Origin of the sequence: Anabaena lutea FACHB-196 (assembly GCF_014698305.1) — a bacterium.
Lineage (GTDB): Bacteria > Cyanobacteriota > Cyanobacteriia > Cyanobacteriales > Nostocaceae > Anabaena > Anabaena lutea.
In genome coordinates this window covers 1-16,274 of record NZ_JACJST010000046.1, presented here as the reverse complement: position 1 = coordinate 16,274, position 16,274 = coordinate 1, and the positions used below count along the sequence as shown (strand labels likewise).

The window sequence follows — 16,274 nt, the reverse complement described above, 5'->3', positions numbered from 1 at the left end:
AGTTCGCTTTGCGGCGTTCTCTCTCCGGCACTTATTTAATATATCGAACCTCCTTTACAATGTCAACTCTTTTTCCAACTTTTTTCTGGGAATTTTTTTAAGCGGTCTAAATCCTTATGGGATAAGACTTGGGTGGGATAAAAGTAGGGAATGGGCATAAATCCAGATGGACTTATAAGCCTGGACGAACGATTTTTCTGCGACTTGGGGCAAAAACCGTTGCAATAAATAAAGCAGTTTAGATTTACCAAGTAGAATATATCGCTGAGTTTGTTGATTTCTGACTCTGTCTGGAATTTCTGTGATCGCTCGCAGGACATGAAACAATTGTTGATAGGGTTGAGTAGACATAGAAGAATTTGAACTCAATTCCAGAGGTAAGAAATTAGATGAAAGGTTCCGTGGCTGTACTTCCAACGTTTTTGGTACTGGATCAGTTGTTGCAAAGTTGGTTGTTGGAGGATATTGGTAGAGGCGATCGCACTACTCAATCTCTTTTATCCCAAAATGCGACGTTAGGACAAGCGAAATGGGTAGCAAAAGCACCTGGAATAATTGCTGGCTTACCAGTTGCAGCCAGGGTGTTTGAGTTGCTGAATCCTAAAGTGGGCTTTGTAGCTGTAAAGTCTGAAGGTGCAAAGTGTGAACCGGGAGAAGTGGTAGCAGAAATTAATGGTGCTTTGGATGCGCTGTTGATGGGGGAACGGGTGGCGCTAAATTTGGCGATGCGGTTAAGTGGAATTGCAACTCTGACTAATATATATGTAGAGAAAATAGCAGATTTACCTGCCCAGTTGGTGGATACACGCAAAACTACACCGGGATTGAGAATCTTGGAAAAGTACGCTACGGCTCTAGGTGGTGCGATTAACCACCGGATGGGGTTAGATGATGCGGTAATGATTAAGGATAATCACATTGTAGCTGCTGGTGGAATTGGGCAAGCTATTATCCGTGTTCGTTCCCAAATTCCTTATCCTCTAACAATTGAGGTGGAAACGGAAAGTTTGGTACAGGTGCAAGAAGCATTAGAGCATAAAGCCGACATTATTATGTTGGATAATATGCCTTTGGAGATGATGGGTGAAGCAGTGCAGTTGATTCGTAAGCAGGATAGTCGAGTGAAGATTGAGGCTTCGGGAAATGTGACTTTGGAGACTATTCACGCTGTGGCAGAAACGGGTATTGATTATATTTCTAGTAGTGCGCCGATTACGCAATCAAGGTGGTTGGATTTGAGTATGAGAATAGATTGAAAATTGAGAGGAGTAGGAGTGATTAGTGGAAAAAAGTCACTCCTAGTTGCTAAAACTTAACTATCTAAACTTTCCTGAGAGAACTTCTTAGAGATAGTTCTTTGTTGTCCTCCGTTAGCAGACGTTGCTGTTATCAGATAGTTGAGTAAGTTATCTGAAAAGGGAACACGGAAATGGAAAGTACCATCAGATTTGAGTTTAATGCTGTTACCATTGATAGTAACAGTTGTACCAGGCTCTGTTGCTCCCTGAATAACTAGCTCAGTATCTGTAACAAACCAGAAATCTGCACTAGAACGACTGAAAACGCGAACAACACCAGAACGAGCTATACACAACCAGCTATCAGCATAAGTAACATAACCAATTTCTGTCATGTAGTCACGATTTCCTTGGGGAATAGCCAGGTAACGATCATGTGTTGCTTCTTCACATTCATACTGTTGCACTAGCTGGGGAATCTGGTAACTGAGGTCAATATCAGTGACATCATACAGTCGCACTGCTAAGAAATTACCGCCTTTGTTTTGCAGCGCTTGTTTCTGAGTTTCCGAAACATACCAAGAAACATAAGCCCATTTAGGAGTGCGGGGTGTGAAGACGATACTACCATCACCAATTGCATCTGACCAATTAGTAACTTCTTCTGTCAAATTAGCCTTGAGTTCAGCCTCGTCAGTCAAGGTATTCAATACCTCTCTGAAGTCATCTGATAAATCAGGTAGTGAATTTTTTATCTCATCTGTTGGTAGTTCCACATCTAATGATCCTGGTGACAAACCCAGTAATTCTGAAAGTGAAGTTGTGGAATCTTGATCAGATGTTGCTGTGGGTACAGTCAGTAATTTTAAAAGTGAGGTGTTAGACTCTCCATCGCTTGATGTTGTTAGCACACCAAGTAACTCTAACAGTGAAGTATTGGAACCGTCATTAGCTGAGGTTGCTAGTACACCGAGTAATTCTAACAGTGAAGTTGTGGAATGTTGATTAGATGTCTCTGCTGGTTCATTTAGTAATTCTGAAAGCGAAGTTGTGGAATGTTGATTAGATGTCTCTGCTGGTTCATTTAGTAATTCTAAGAGGGAATTGGTGAGATCATCTGTTGGCAGTTCTAGATCAAATGGTAGTTCTGAAATATTTGGGACTGAGGGATAGGGACTCTTGACAACAGCCACTGGTGCTTCTGTGTCCCAGACAACTTCACCACAATCAAGAGCAATTGTCTCAGCAGAAATTTCCACCTGATTTTTATCTTCTGCTGGGGTGTTTTTTTCTTTGACAGCTATGGCTGTTAAACCAGATCCTAAACTTTCAGTATCAGTGAGAATGAAATTCTCTTCTGTGTTGGATAGGGTTGATGTGGTGTTTTGAGTGTGGTGAGATGTTCCGTTAGTGGGGGTAGTGTTGTTGTTAATAGAGGGGATAAAGTTGTATTCGTCAGATGTTGTGTCTGAAACTGATTTTATAGAAGTATCAACTTCCAAGCCATTTGTGTTTTCACTGATGGATTGCCGTCTTCCCCGTAACCACCAAGTTAAGAAGCCACCTAAGCCAACAATTGGCAACAAAGATAAGACCATCCAAAGTACTATATTCCTTTGCCCATTAGGATTATTGTCCCAAGGAGTCACAAACTGTTGCTCGTTAGCTGAATTAACGGTAGATGATGAAGTTTCTGATTGTGAAGCAATTGCTGTGGGTGTAGCCGCTGGTATAGAACTTGTGGTAGTTTCTGTACTAAAACTTTGTAATGCACGGGCTGCGATCGCAGATGCTTCAGCATTTATAGCCTCTTCTATCGCTTTTTTTCCGGGGTTTGCAGTTGTAAAGCCGAGAAAATTAGCTACTCCGGGGCTGGGATTTTGCTTGTAAACGTAAACTAAAGGCTGGGAAAAGGGATATCTAGAATTATCTGGGGAAATTTCCTGTATTTTCAGTTTTCGCACATCTGGCAGCATTGATACCTGATTATTCATCACATAGGTGATACCGTCTGTGCCTAATTCTTTGATGATTTGGGCAATGTTATCATTAGTAACTTGGATGGCATTAGTACCTGTGGCAAATTCACGGGATTTAAAGGCTGGGTAGTTGCGAAAGGAATTACGAGTATCGCTAGTTGGAGGATGATCGATAAACCGAATCTTACCAGCAGATCCTCCTAGTTCTGACCAGTCTGTGATTTCTCCCCGAAAAATCTTGGCGAACTGCTCACTTGTCAAACCGCCTTTGAACGGATTGTTTGCACCCACTACAATAGCAATCTTTTCTCGACGTAAATTGATTTGTTCTAAACCTTGGGCTTGTTCTGCTGGTGTTAGTCTACGAGCGATCGCAGCTATATCTATTTTGCCATCTAGCAAACCTTGCAGTGCGGCATCAGTCCCATTAACACTCACTTCTACCTTTGTTCCAGAGAACTTTTTTTCAAAGTCATCTTTGAGGTTTTGGTTAATCATCACCAAGCTATTGGAACCATCAATCCGCACTGTAGTTCCATTTTCCACTGTTTGTGGCAGTGGGAAAGTGGCCGCATCAGTTGTAGATTCTGCCAATACAGGTCTGGAAATTAAGAAATTTGCTGCCATGGGAATGGTAGCCAAGCTCAACGATAAAGCCAAACTAACAATGAAACTATCTTTTTTTTCTTGTTGCCACATATGCCCCTTATTAAGGTATAAAAAATAGTAAAGTGGGCTAATTGTCAAGATGTTTTTGTATAGAGGAGACGCGTTAATTATACATCTTTAGTTATGTTTATCCCCAGTAACCGAATTTACTAAAAATTAATCCATACTACGTTTTGTTGATCTAGTAAAAACTGTAAGCTTTTGGGTATAGTTTATACGAGGGTTTCTTTGAGATAACAATGACAATTCGGCTTATCAATCAGCGACTCTACCAAGGAATTCAGAACTGTGGTAGCTAATAATCCACCACCTAAAGATCCTTCAATAGTAATAAAAGGCACATTTTGTTCCATAAGTTTTCGCTTGGCTGCGGGTGCATGACTAAAGCCGATAGGCATTCCTATCACTAGTGCTGGCTGAATTTTCTGGTTTTCAAGGGCTGTACAGATTTCCAGCAATACTGAAGGGGCATAACCAACCACCAGTATAGCCCCCGTATTTAGTTGCAGCAATGTTTCTCGCCATTTTTGATCTTGCCAAAATGATTGTTCCGCTTCTGTGACAGTGGTAATGTGGGGATTATCAATTAAAGTTGTGACTAGACATCCCAAATGGGCTAATCGCGTTTGGTCTAAAACAGCTGCAACTGTGGGAAGATCAACAATAATCTCACAACCAGATTTTAGGGCTTTTCGACTGGCTGCTATAGCTTCCCGACTCAACCGCAAAAAAGATACCAAACTTACATCACCGCAAGCTAAAACTAATTGGGAAATTAGATGTTGTTCAATTTCTGAACGATTGGATAAATCAGGTAATAAGCGTTTGAGGGATTCTGGGAATACTTCTGAATGGTTGTGAACTTCAGTGTCTAACCGACTCCACAGTTTTTCTAGTCCCCCTAAACCTGCTTGGGTGTCAACTTCCAGTAACTTAATTTGGGCTAAAACTTCAGCTTGTATGATTTGACAATGTTCATCTCTCCCTAACAAACCTTCTAAAGCTGAAGCTGTTTGTCGCAACTGAGAAATTTGTTGTGTTATTGCCTGATACTGTTGTTGTAGTTGCGCCATCAGGTTATGATTTGTGTCTGCTTCGTTCACTTCCAAAATGTGACGAATGTGGTTGAGTTGAAATCCTTGCTGTTTAAGTGCAACAATTCTTTGTAATCGGATGACATCTTTTTGGCTGTATAGGCGATAATTACTGTGCGATCGCACCGCTTGTGGTAATAGTCCTAATTGATGATAATGTCTCACCATTCGCGGTGTAATTCCACCACCTACCGCTTCCGTAAATTCTTTGATAGTTAAACAACCTGCATTCATATTTTATTTAATATCGATTTGAGTCTAAGGTTGAAAATACACAAAACCTACTTGAGCTTTTTCTGTAAAGCATACAAAACAAAAAAAAGAGTGTAGATTATTGAATTAATAAAATTCAAAATATGTAATTTTTTGAAAAATAAATATGTCTTATTTTATCAATATTTTGGTTAAGTGGTCAAACGAAGTTTGGTTTTTGAGGATAGCAATCTTGGCGCTTAGTCCCATGATTGTGGGACAACCTGTTGTCCTTGCTCAAATTAAACCTGATACTACATTGGGCAATGAAGCATCTCTGGTAAAACCGAAAGTTGATATTAAAGGAGCAATAGGTGATCTAATTGATGGTGGTGCAGTGAGAGGTGCAAACCTATTTCACAGCTTTCGTGAATTTAGCATTGGTGATGGGCAACGGGTTTATTTCTCCAACCCCACAGGTGTAGAAAATATCCTCACACGAGTCACAGGGAACAACCGTGCTGATATTTTGGGGACCTTGGGAGTTTTAGGTAATGCCAACTTATTTTTAATTAATCCCAAAGGGATCTTTTTTGGAGAAAATGCCAAATTAGATATTGCAGGTTCTTTTGTAGCGAGTACAGCAAATGGTGTTCAATTTGGTAATCAGGGTTTTTTCAGCGCTTCAAACCCTGAGAAAATCCCCTTGCTGAGTGTCAATCCTTCAGCATTATTTTTCAACCAAATTAGGGCAGCAAGTATTGAAAGTAGATCAGTCGCACCTACAGGTTTAGATCGCTCAGGACAGCAGACGTTTGGTTTACGGGTTGCCGATGGTCGAAGTTTATTGCTGTTGGGAGGCGACATCAACCTGAGTGGAGGGAGCTTGAATGCCTTGGGGGGTAGAATTAATTTGGGTGGGTTAGCAGCACCGGGAAGTGTCGAGTTGACGTTTGCGGGTAACAATTTGAGTATGAGCTTACCTGAGAGTGTACCCAGAGCAGATGTTTCACTTAGCGATCATGCCAAGCTCAATGTTACAGCCGAAAATGGTGGTAGTATCGCAATTTCCTCTCGAAACATCGATATTGCAGGAGGAAGTAACATTCAAGCCGGCATCGGGTCTGGTTTAGGAACTTTTGGCAATCAAGCTGGAGATATTACCCTCAATGCCACCGATTTAATCAGATTAAGGCAGTCGAGTACAATCAAAAACACAGTTGGGCAGAATGCTACAGGTAATAGTGGTGATATTAAGGTAGGGACAGGCTCATTTTTGATGAGTGATGGCTCTCAAGTGATTGTTAGTACTCTTGGACAGGGAAATGCAGGTAACGTCACAATTCAAGCTCGTGACACGGTGACAATTGATGGACTCAATGGTGAAAATTACTCTACCAAAATAGTTAGCGACATAGCCCCAAAAGCCGTAGGTCAAGCCGGAAATATTAACATCCAAGCCGGGTCTCTCTCAATGATTAATACTGCTTTCTTAGATTCCGGTACTGCTGGTCAAGGAAGTGCAGGTAATATTACTATTCAAGTCCGTGAAGCGGTCTTACTGGATCAAAGTGATATGGCAAGTCAGGTATCAAGCCGTGCAATATTCGGTAAAGGAGGAAATATTGAAATCACGGCAGATTCCCTTGCAGTTGTTAACGGATCTCAACTGAGTTCTAGCACTTTTGGCAACGGCGATGCAGGCAATGTCACAATTCAAACTCGTGGGGTAAATGGGGTTGCTTTTGATGGCGTAAGTAGTGAAGATGAATTTCCCAGTGGAGCATTCAGCACAGTGTCTGAAAATGCAGTGGGTAAGGGAGGAAATATCCAAATCACAGCAGAGTCGCTTTTTGTTAGTAATGGCGCTCAACTACAGGTGGCGACAATTGGACAAGGAGATGCAGGCAATATCACTATTAAAACTCGCGATCAAGTTTCTTTTAAGGGTACTGCTAGTTATGGATTACCCAGTGGAGCTATCAGTGCCGTGGAACCAAGTGCAGTAGGTAAGGGAGGAAATATTCATATTACTACAGGCTCACTTTCGGTTACCAATGGTGCTGCGTTAAGCTCTCAAACTCGTGGCCAGGGAGATGCGGGGAGTATTTTGATTCAAGCGCAGGATATGGTTTCATTTGATGGAGTCAGTTTATTGGACTTCAGCAGTGGAGCATTTAGCACAGTATCTTTGGGTGCAGAAGGCAAAGGTGGAGATATCCAGATTATTGCCGGGTCACTCTCAATTAGTAACCGTGCGCGTTTAAATGCTCAAAGCAACGGCATGGGTAAAGCAGGCAATATTACAGTGACAGCAAATACTTTTGATGCTGTTAGTGGTGGAAAACTTCTCACATCAACAAGCAGCACGAATCCGGCAGGAGACATTAGTTTAAGAGTAAGCGATCGCGTGACCATAACAGGTACTAACAGTGGAATTTTTGCTAATACAACCCTTGATGCTACGGGCAACAGTGGTAATATCTTCATTAATCCCCAAGTCATGATCCTTCGTGATGGTGCTAAAATTGCTGTCGATAATCAAGGTAGTGGAATAGGCGGTATTATTCATATCCAAGCCGGAACCTTAACCCTTGATAACGATGCTGTGATTTCTGCGGAAACAGCGAGTAATACTGGCGGTAATATTCAACTCCAACTACAAGACCTGTTGTTATTAAGGCGCAATAGTCTGATTTCCACCACTGCTGGAACTGCTCAGGCAGGAGGTAATGGAGGTAACATTACCATCAATACCCCATTTATCGTTGCTTTTCCTTCAGAAAATAACGATATTACCGCCAATGCTTTTATTGGCAATGGTGGAAGAGTAGATATTACTGCTCAAAGTATTTTTGGACTAACACCACGTACTCGTGCAGATTTAGAGAGGTTATTGGGAACAAACGACCCTACCCAGCTAAATTCCGTATCTTTGCCCACGAGTGACATCACAGCTATTTCCCAAGCCAATCCTTCATTAAATGGTCAAGTGAATCTCAACACACTTGATACCGACCCCAATAATGGACTAGTAGCATTACCTACAAATATAGTAGATGCTGCCAAATTAATTTCCCAAACCTGTAGAGGTGCTGGAGGAACAACAGCCAGTCAAGAAAGTGAATTTATAGTTACTGGACGGGGTGGTTTACCAGCTAACCCCAGTGAACTTCTCAGTAGTGATGCAGTCTGGTACGACTTACAACCCCATGCTTTGCTGAATGAAAAATTGACCAACTCTCAAAAAGAAGACAAAAGCCTTTCTCAACGACCTGCTGCAATTGTAGAAGCTCAAGGCTGGGTAATTGGTGCTGATGGTAGTATCACCCTCGTAGCTCAAGCACCCACTACTACCCTTCACAATTCTTTTGTTACACCTGTTAGTTGTGCAAATAGCAAAAGGGAATAGGGAATAGAGAATAGGGAATAGGAAAAAACTTAATTATGAGTAATTAGCTAGTTATGATGTTAGACTCGCAAATCACAAAAAAACAGCAGAGATTTTGGCGTAAAGCTCTAGCTTTTCTGCTTTGTATGCTAATAGGGATGAGTCTAACGCTGATGCCAGAATTTAGACCAGTTACAGCCTCTTCTGTCCCACCTTTCTCTTTTATTTTTCCGCTTTTACAAGCCAAGGAAATCGGGGATAATTCTACACAATACTTATCTAACTCAAATTTAATTCAGCAAGGTAGAGAACTGTACCAAGCAGAACGATATGCAGAAGCTGTAAATATTTGGCAACAGGCACTCAAAGCAGAAAATAATCTATCGTCTCAAGCTATGGTGCTAAATTATCTTGCCTTAGCTTATCAGCAGTTGGGACAGTGGCAGCAGGCAAAGGAAGCAATTACTTCCAGTTTGAAACTATTGGGGAATAAAGAACAAAAAACTCCACAAACAAAGCTAATTTTAGCCCAAGCTCTTAATACTCAAGGAAGTTTAGAATTAGCTCAAGGTCAAGCCGAACCAGCTTTGAATACTTGGCAACAAGCAGATGCTATTTATACTGAAGCTGGGTATACACAAGGCAAAATTGGCAGTTTAATTAATCAGGCACAAGCTCAACAAGCTTTAGGGCTTTACCTCCAAGCTCGTAAAACCCTAGCCGATGTGGAACAATTACTGGTAAATCAGCCAAACCGGCAATTGAAAAGTACAGGTTTGCGTAGTTTGGGCAATGTTCTCAGATTAGTGGGGGCTTTTGGTGATTCTCGGCAAGTTTTGCAGCAAAGTTTGCAAGTATTACAGAGTGCAGATGTATTAACACCAGAACTGAGCGCCACTTTACTCAGTTTGGGTAACACAGCTTATGCCCAAGGCGATACAGAATCTGCATTAAAATACTATGAAGAGGCAGCTACTACTTCACCTGCAAACATTACACAAATTCAGGCTCAAATTAATCAAATTTACTTATTAATATCCACTGGACAAGCACAAAAAGCTGAAAATCTGTGGATACAAATCCAGCCTAATCTGGCCAACTTATCTCCCAGTCGGTCTTCAATTTATGCTCGCATTAACCTTGCTAAAAGTTTGGTAAAACTGGGAATTAAAAAAACTGAATCTGCTCAGTTATTGGTAACAGCAGTTAAACAAGCCAAAAGTTTAAATGACCAAAAAGCCCAATCCTATGCTTTAGGTTATTTAGGTGGACTTTATGAACAAATTCCGCAATGGTCAAATGCTCAAGAGTTAACCGAACAAGCTTTACAACTAGCCCAAGCTATTAATGCTCCAGATGTTGCCTATCAATGGCAGTGGCAATTAGGACGCATCTTAAAAGCTCAAGGGGCAATCAAACTAGCGACGGATGCTTATAAAATAGCCTTCACAACGTTAAAATCTCTGCGGAGTGATTTGGTGGCAATCAACACAGATATCCAATTTTCCTTTCGGGAAACTGTAGAACCTGTGTATCGTGAATATGTAGAACTACTTTTAAATCCAGGAACAAGCACAGAACCTAGTCAAGAGCAGCTAAAACAAGCCCGTCAAGTAATTGAATCATTACAATTAGCAGAACTTGATAACTTTTTTCGTTCCGCTTGTCTAGAAGGACAGATAGTACCAATTGAACAGATTCAACAATCAAAAGCAGCAGTAATTTATCCAATTATTCTCCAAGACAAACTAGAAGTAATTCTAAGTTTACCCCAACAAGCATTACGTCACTACGCTGCCAAAGTATCTCAACATGAAGTTGAAGAAGTTGCAGAACAACTCAGACTCAATTTAGAAAAACCTTACACAACTCCCGAAGGAAAACTATTATCTGCCAAGGTTTATGATTGGTTGATTCGTCCCGTACAAACAGAACTATCTCAAAGTCAGGTGAAAACATTAGTTTTTATTTTGGATGGTGCTTTGCGGAATATCCCAATGGCTGCTTTATATGATGGCAAACAATATTTATTAGAAAAATACAGTGTGGCACTTACGCCCGGTTTAGAGTTATTGGGTCCTCGTCCTTTACAGCAAAGTAGGCTGAAAACATTGGTAGCTGGACTGGCAGAAGCACGACATGGATTTAGTTCTTTACCGAATGTCAATGAAGAATTAAAAGCAGTTGAGTCAGAAGTTCCTAGCGAAGTTCTCCTGAATCAAACATTTACGAGTGCAGCTTTACGCCAACAAATTGACTCTCTTCCCTTTTCTGTGGTGCATTTAGCAACTCACGGTCAATTTAGTTCTAATGCTGATGAAACCTTTGTGTTGGCTTGGGATAAACCCATGAAGGTGAATGAATTAAAAGACTTACTTCGCAGCAGAGAAAAAACTAGACCTGAACCCATTGAATTACTCGTTTTGAGTGCTTGCGAAACTGCCGAAGGAGACAAACGAGCGGCTTTAGGATTAGCTGGGGTAGCAATTCAAGCCGGCGCACGTAGTACCTTAGCTTCTCTTTGGAGTCTTGATGATGAATCTGGGGCGCTTCTCATTGGTCAATTTTATAAAGAGTTAGCAACTAAGCAAGTGACGAAGGCAGAAGCACTGCGACTAGCTCAACTTTCACTATTAAAAGACCCTGATTATCGACATCCTGTGCATTGGGCATCTTATGTCTTGCTGGGAAATTGGCTGTAGGTTGCTGGCATTGTGATCTCAATCAATTCCGGTTTCTAAGCAAATTCACATCTTGCACCTAATTCACCTTTTTTACCCTTGAATCCCTTGATTTATCTAGGTTTTACATTTATATGCCTAACGGCACGCTCCGCGAACAGCAAGCCCTAATAAGGGTTGGTGGGCATTGCCCACCCTACGAAATAATAATCAAGTTTGCGTCCAGTAAAGCCACAATACTTACCAAGACTGACTTTTGATCAAGTCAGCAAATTTTCCTTTTTTATTTTTCCAAATAGCTGCATAAAACTCAAAACCCCAGCGTGTAAATCAGCAGGGAGTTCAAAAGCTAAGGCCAAACTCCATTACGCAAAAAACGAGGTTAATCACCTCAGATGTGACAACACTTTTACTTTGAAAAATATAAGGACAAACTCAAATGCCTACATACACTGGTGACGATAACAATAATGTTTTTACTGCTCCTAATGACGGTTTATCTTGGGTATTTTCTGGAAAGGGCGGTAATGACGTTCTCACGGGTGGAGTTAAAGATGACAAAATAGATGGCGGGGCTGGTAACGATACCCTTAATGGCGGTGCTGGTAACGATACCCTCATAGGTGGGGCTGGTTATGACACGCTCAATGGTGGTGATGGTGATGATATCTTGATTGATATCGACGGTATTGTTGATGGTGGTGCAGGCATTGACACTCTCAGAGCAGACTACAGCCTGTTTAATAATGGCGTTGGGATTGAAGTGGGATACAACGGAGAAAATGCCATCTATAGCGATGATAACAGCATAACTCCTGGCAGTGGTTTGGGTTACAACGCTTCTGTCTTACTTAGATACAGCAATGTTGAGAAGTTTGAGATTACAGGTACACAATATGCCGATGTTTTGCGAGGTGGTGCTAACAATGACATCCTCAAAGGTGGTGCAGGCAATGACATCTTAGATGGCGGGGCTGGCAATGATATCTTGGATGGTGGTGCTGGTAACGATACCCTTAATGGCGGTGCTGGTAACGATACCATCACAGGTGGGGCTGGTTATGACACGCTCAATGGTGGAGATGGTAATGATATTTTGATTGATACAGAAGGTACTGTTGATGGTGGTGCAGGCACTGACACTCTCAGGGCAGACTACAGCCTACTTAACAATGGTGCTGGTGTTCATGTAGGATATTTGGGACAAAATCAGATTTTCAGCCGCTTTAGTGGTCAGGGCATACTTGGTTACAGCAATATTGAGAAGTTTGAGATCACAGGCTCAAAATATGCAGATATTCTACAGGGTGGCGCTAACAATGACATCCTCAGTGGTGGTGCTGGCAATGATGATATCCGTGGCGGGGCTGGCAATGATATCCTGGATGGTGGGACTGGTAATGACTACCTTTTTGGTGGAGATGGTAATGATATTTTGATTGATACAGAAGGTACTGTTGATGGTGGTGTAGGCACTGACACTCTCAGGGCAGACTACAGCCTACTTAACAATGGTGCTGGTGTTCATGTGGGATATTTGGGACAAAATCAGATTTTCAGCCGCTTTAGTGGTCAGGGCATACTTGGTTACAGCAATATTGAGAAGTTTGAGATCACAGGTTCAAAATATGCAGATATTCTACAGGGTGGCATTAGCAATGACATCCTCAAAGGTGGTGCTGGCAATGATACCCTCACTGGTGGTCTTGGTGCAGATAACTTTGTTTTCAACTCCAAGCTAGAAGGAATTGATGTTATCAAAGATTTTAGTCGGGTGGAAGGTGACAAAATTCAGATTTCTAAAGTTGGATTTGGGATTACTGATGTCAATAGTTTCAGCTATAATAATGTTACTGGAGGCTTGTCATTCCAAGGAACTCAATTTGCTACTCTTGAGAACAAACCTGCTAGTTTCAGCGTTACTTTAGACATTCAGCTTGTTTAGAACTCTGCGGAAATTGGTCTGATAAATTCATAATTTTAAGTCTACTATAACAGGTGAAAAATTTGAACTCCTTGTAATGTATGAGTTGGATGATAACTGAATTTTCTCATCTAACTGACAACCTCTATAGCTACACCCAGAGATGATTTTGAATTCTTGGGTGTAGTTTTTTATGAACATAAAAATTTTTTAGCTTTGTTCTTTCAAAATTGCATAAACCTCAAAAGTGAACCGTGTAACTCAGCAAGGAGTTCAAAGGCTAATGCCAAACTCCATGACACATAAAACCGGGGTTAATCACCTCACGGAAAACATCACTTTTACTTTGAAAAATAAAGGACAAACTAAAATGCCTAGATATACAGGTGACAATCACAATAATATCTTTACCGCACCTAATGACGGTTTATCTTGGGTAATTTCTGGAAAAGGCGGCGATGATTTCCTCACTGGTGGAAATAACGACGATGTCATAAATGGTGATGAAGGAAATGATACCATCTACGGTGGTGGTGGCAACGATAATATCAATGGTGGGGAAGGCTACGATTATATCTATGGTGGAGATGGTGATGATATTTTAGTTGATACCCAAGGTAATGTTGATGGTGGTGCTGGTATTGATTTTCTAAAGGCAGACTATAGCCAGTTCGATAATGGTGCTGGTATTCATGTGGGATGGTTGGGATACAACATCATCTTTAGTCGCGTTGATGGTAGTGGTTTACTGACTTTCAACAATGTTGAGAGGTTTGAAATCACAGGTACAAAATATAACGATGTTTTGCAAGGTTACGCTTATAATGACAACCTCAATGGTGGTGATGGTGATGATCAAATCAGTGGTGGAGGTGGTAATGATAACCTCAATGGTGGTGCTGGTTTTGACTACCTGAATGGTGGAGATGGTAATGATACTTTAATTGATATTCAAGGTATTGTTGATGGTGGTGCTGGTACTGATACTCTTAGAGCAGACTACAGCCTGTTTAATAATGGTGTTGGCATTGAAGTGGGATACAACGGGGAAAGTGCTATCTATAGCAATTACAACCTTAATCCCTATGGTGCAAATTCTTCTGTCCCTGCTTCTGTGTTGCTTAGATATAGCAATGTTGAGAAGTTTGAGATTACTGGTACACAATATAACGATATTTTGCGGGGTGGCGCTAATAATGACATCCTCAATGGTGGTGGTGGTTATAACTACCTCTTTGGTGGGGCTGGCAATGATATTTTGATTAACATTCAAGGAAATGTGGATGGTGGTGCTGGTACTGACACTCTAAAAGCGGACTACAGCCAGTTTAATAATGGTTATGGAATTGAGGTGCAGTATTACGGACAAAATGCCATCTATAGTAATAACAACAGCATACCTCCTGGTAGTCCCTTGGGTTATAACGCTTTCCCCTTGCTTACATATAGCAATATTGAGAAGTTTGAAATCACGGGTACACAATATGCCGATAAGCTGCGGGGTGGTGCTAGTAATGACATCCTCAACGGTGGGGCTGGTGATGATGAAATCAGTGGTGGGGCTGGTTTTGATATCTTAAATGGTGGTGATGGGAATGATGTTTTCATTGATATAGATGGAACTGTAGATGGTGGTGCTGGTATTGATACTCTCAGAGCTGACTACAGTCAGTTTAATAATGGTATTGGTATTAATCTTGGCTTTTGGTATCGGACGGAAATTTACAGCAACTCAAGTACAATTCCTCTACTTGATTACACCAATATTGAGCAATTTCAAGTTACTGGAACACAGTATGGAGATTTGCTGTTTGGTAGCGATCGCAATGATATCCTCAATGGTGCTGGTGGTAATGATGCTCTCGTTGGTGGCGCTGGTTATGATTACCTCAATGGTGGTGACGGTGATGATATTTTAGTTGACATAGATGGAACTGTAGATGGTGGTGCTGGTATTGACACTCTCAAAGCAGACTATAGTCAGTTTAATAATGGTGTTGGGATTGAGGTGCAGTATTACGGACAAAATGCCATTTACAGTAATGACAACAGCATACCTCCTGGTAGCTCTAATGGTTACAACGCTTTTCCCTTGCTTACATACAGCAATGTTGAAAAGTTTGAGATTACTGGTACGCAATATGTTGATAAACTGCGGGGTGGCGCTGACAATGATATTCTCAATGGTGGCGCTGGAAATGATCAAATCAGTGGCGGCGCGGGCAATGATATTTTAAATGGTGGTGATGGTACTGATACTGTATTTTATGCAGGATACTATGCAGATTATGGTATTTCTTTCCTAAACAATGGCGATTTGCAAATAATTGATCAAAATATCGCTGATGGTAATGAAGGTACTGACACTGTTAGCAATGCAGAATTTATCAGCTTTGCACAAGGTGGAACTTATGCAGTTGTTACAGGCGGTATAAGTGATGATACACTCACTGCATCTAACGACTACTCGTCTTTTGTATTTGGTGGTGATGGCAATGATAGCCTCACTGGTGGAATTGGCAATGATAATTTAGTAGGGGGATTAGGTAATGATACCTTAGTAGGTGGATTTGGCTATGATACCCTCGTAGGTGGGGCTGGGGCTGATAAATTTGTTTTCAACTCTCTTTTGGACAGTTCAGACGTTATCAAAGATTTCAATAGTGCCGAAGGTGACAAAATTCAAGTTTCTCGACTTGGATTTAGTTTTTCAATATCTCTTGGTAGTTCTGGAATAGTTGACCACAATAGTTTTAGTTACAATAATGCTACTGGCGGCTTGTTCTACCAAGGAACTCAATTTGCTAATCTGGAAAATAAACCTACTGATTTTGTGGTTAATCAAGATATTTTGATTGTTTAAGAATTTATAAATCAAAATTATTTTCACAAGTTCATAATTTCAGTTTATTAACTACACTCAGAAATTTTTAATTCCTGGGTGTTGCTTTTTTCCCACATTTGGGAATGTGGGTTTAACTATTGTAGGGCTTGCTGAATAAACCCTGAAGGGGAGACAAAGAAGGCTGGAAACAGTACAGTGTAAAGAATGTGACGATTTATGGTAGAAAAAGATAGGTCAGGTATTGTCAATAAGACCTATCTA

8 protein-coding genes are annotated in these 16,274 nt (G+C 41.0%); 5 read left to right on the top strand and 3 right to left on the bottom strand.

Annotation, left to right across the window (positions count from 1 at the left end; all coding sequences use genetic code 11):
* Positions 1-114: 114 nt before the first annotated feature.
* Positions 115-351, bottom strand: coding sequence for a hypothetical protein (locus H6G59_RS26385; protein ID WP_190720854.1), 237 nt, complete (start codon positions 349-351; stop codon positions 115-117).
* A gap of 38 nt (positions 352-389) precedes the next feature.
* Between H6G59_RS26385 and nadC the strand changes: the two genes are divergently transcribed.
* On the top strand, positions 390-1,256 hold the full coding sequence (nadC, locus tag H6G59_RS26380; protein WP_190720851.1) for a carboxylating nicotinate-nucleotide diphosphorylase: 867 nt from the start codon (positions 390-392) through the stop codon (positions 1,254-1,256).
* Positions 1,257-1,312: 56 nt separating this feature from the next.
* Here nadC and H6G59_RS26375 read toward each other — a convergent pair whose 3' ends face one another.
* Positions 1,313-3,916 (bottom strand): substrate-binding domain-containing protein, encoded by a 2,604-nt coding sequence (locus H6G59_RS26375; protein WP_190720848.1) that lies wholly within the window; start codon positions 3,914-3,916, stop codon positions 1,313-1,315.
* 182 nt (positions 3,917-4,098) lie between these two features.
* Complete coding sequence (locus H6G59_RS26370; protein WP_190720845.1) at positions 4,099-5,214, bottom strand: precorrin-8X methylmutase; 1,116 nt, start codon at positions 5,212-5,214, stop codon at positions 4,099-4,101.
* A gap of 145 nt (positions 5,215-5,359) precedes the next feature.
* Between H6G59_RS26370 and H6G59_RS26365 the strand changes: the two genes are divergently transcribed.
* The 4 genes from H6G59_RS26365 to H6G59_RS27675 all read left to right on the top strand — a co-directional run bounded on the left by H6G59_RS26365 (position 5,360) and on the right by H6G59_RS27675 (position 16,031).
* A complete protein-coding gene (locus H6G59_RS26365; protein WP_190720842.1) occupies positions 5,360-8,584 on the top strand; it encodes a beta strand repeat-containing protein in 3,225 nt (1,074 codons plus the stop codon).
* A gap of 56 nt (positions 8,585-8,640) precedes the next feature.
* Positions 8,641-11,265, top strand: coding sequence for a CHAT domain-containing protein (locus tag H6G59_RS26360; RefSeq protein WP_190720857.1), 2,625 nt, complete (start codon positions 8,641-8,643; stop codon positions 11,263-11,265).
* Positions 11,266-11,683: 418 nt separating this feature from the next.
* Complete coding sequence (locus H6G59_RS26355) at positions 11,684-13,189, top strand: calcium-binding protein (RefSeq protein WP_190720838.1); 1,506 nt, start codon at positions 11,684-11,686, stop codon at positions 13,187-13,189.
* Between the two features lie 262 nt (positions 13,190-13,451).
* Positions 13,452-16,031 (top strand): beta strand repeat-containing protein, encoded by a 2,580-nt coding sequence (locus H6G59_RS27675; protein ID WP_190720834.1) that lies wholly within the window; start codon positions 13,452-13,454, stop codon positions 16,029-16,031.
* Positions 16,032-16,274: the final 243 nt, after the last annotated feature.